We start from the raw sequence: 2,155 nt of genomic DNA, 5'->3' as shown, positions 1-2,155 counted from the left end.
AGCAGCCCAGCGACGCTGGCACCGATGACCACCGCGTGACCATGACGGGGTCCATCGGCTCGGCCGGCCTGCGCCGTCATGGGTACCTCGCTTCCTGTCGCCTCTGCAACGCCGTCCGCTCACTGCCCGGGCGACTCCGGGGGTCGTCTGTTGCCCGCCGGCGATCCTGCGGTGGCCGGCCGGCAGGAGGATGGCTGATCCGGTGCGGACGATAAAGGCGACATGTCCGTGTCGCCGGATTATGCCATAGGCACCGTGGCATGTTACCCGCAGGTTCAGCCGGGGATGGCCGGTCAGGGGCTGGTGCGGTCACAGCCGCTGCTCGGCGGCTTGCCGATCACCGTCAGCCACGGCAGCAGCCTGGCGCTCCACTGCGGCGGCGGCGTGCTCAGCCGACCGTTGTAGCAATGGACGCTGCGCCCGCCGCTGGCGAGCGAGCACGGTGCGGACCACGGGCGAGCGCATGGCGGTTGCGACCTTGCTGAGCCAGGCGTTCTCGGTGTAAAGGTCGCCACCGCCAGGACCTGCCGCCGTGGCCCGGTGTCCGGCCGCTACCTGCCCGCTCGTCTTAATCGGCACGGCCGCCGCACGGGTGGCGGCCGCGATCACCTTCTCCAACTTCTCACCGTCCAACCCGACCCGCCGACCCAGGTTCTCGCCGATGGCAGCGGCCCGTCGGCGCAGTTGGGCAGCCGCGAGCAGGGTGGCTGCCTCAACGGCCGCCTCCAAGTTCTCGCCGTCGAGTCCGGCCCCGCCGACCTAGCTCCTCAGCGGTGTTGAAGGCTCGTGGGTCGCGCCAAGGACGCAGCTTGACCTGACCGTCACGGATTTCGACGCAACGCCGCTGCAGGCGGAAGGTCACGCCGCCTCGGAGCGTCAAGGCGTCGCGCCATCTTGCCGACGGCGGTTCCAAGGCGATGCTCGGAACGGCTCGGCACAGCGTCCGCCACAGCGGATAGAGCCGCCGGTGGGCGCGGTAGCGGCCCAACCAGTGAAGCAACCCGGGAAGGCCAAGCCGCGGGCCCCAGGACGGCACCGTGAATCCCGCCACCATCAGCGCCACCGATACGGTGCTCAGGCCTTGGGTGATCAGCTCCGCGTCGCCGAGCCGCTGGGCTTGGCTGCGCTGGCTGGCGGCCAGGATGGCTAGTGTCCTGAGGCGTTGATTCGTTGGCAGTAGGTGGCGATGCTGTCGAGGATCTGGTCGGCGGTCTTGGTCCACACAAATGGCTTGGGGTCGTCGTTCCAGGTGTCGATCCAGGTTCGGATGGACTGCTCGAGTTCGGCCACTGAGCGGTGGGTGCCGCGACGCAGCCACTTGGTCGTCAGCTCGGCGATGAAGCGCTCGACCAGGTTCAGCCAGGAGCTGTAGGTCGGGGTGAAGTGCAGCTGGAACCGGGGGTGGGCGGTCAGCCAGCGCTGGATCGCTGGGGTCTTGTGGGTCGAGGAGTTGTCGCAGATCACATGCACGGCCAGCTCGGCTGGTACGGCCTGGTCGATGCGGGCCAGAAAGCGGCGGAACTCGATGGCGCGGTGCCGGCCGGTCAGCTCGGTGATCACCTTGCCCGAGGCCACATCCAAGGCGGCGTACAGGTTGGTGGTGCCATGGCGGGTGTAGTCATGGGTGGCCCGCTGAGGGGTCCCTGGCAGCAGCGGCAGCACCGGCGCGGTCCGGTCCAGCGCCTGCACCTGAGTCTTCTCATCCACGCACAGGACCAGGGCGGCCTGGGGTGGGTTGAGATACAGCCCGACGATGTCACCGACCTTGTCGATGAACTGCGGATCGGTCGAGAGCTTGAACGCCTCGGTGAGATGCGGCTTGAGCCCGAACGCCCGCCAGATCCGGCTGACCGCGGTCTGGTTCAGCCCCAGCGCCCGGGCCAGCGACCGGGTCGACCAATGGGTGGCATCGGCGGGGGTGGTCTCCAGAGTGGTGACGATGACCCGTTCGATGTGCTCGTCGCTGAGCTTGCGAGGGGCGCCCGGACGGGGTTCGTCCACCAGTCCCTCCAGCCGGCGGGCCAGGAACCGCGAGCGCCACTTGATGACCGTGGACCGGGCCACCCCGAGGTGCTGGGCGACCTCGGTGTTGCTGCGACCTTGGGCGCAGGCCAGCACGATCCGGCAGCGCTCGGCCAGCGCCTGGCTGGAGGTC

General features: G+C 69.1%; 2 protein-coding genes. Both read right to left on the bottom strand.

All coding sequences use genetic code 11. The features are described 5' to 3' along the window. Positions 1-309 precede the first annotated feature (309 nt). Positions 310-729: a hypothetical protein gene (locus VF468_11060; protein HEX5878842.1), complete on the bottom strand. Its 420-nt coding sequence runs from the start codon at positions 727-729 to the stop codon at positions 310-312. A 417-nt stretch (positions 730-1,146) separates the two neighbouring features. Continuing rightward, the coding region (locus tag VF468_11055) for an IS630 family transposase (protein HEX5878841.1) at positions 1,147-2,155 on the bottom strand (1,009 nt) is incomplete at its 5' end.

The sequence above is a fragment of the Actinomycetota bacterium genome (assembly GCA_036280995.1).
Lineage (GTDB): Bacteria > Actinomycetota > CALGFH01 > CALGFH01 > CALGFH01 > CALGFH01.
Note: the sequence above shows the minus strand (reverse complement) of the source record. Positions and strands in the feature narration are given on the sequence as shown.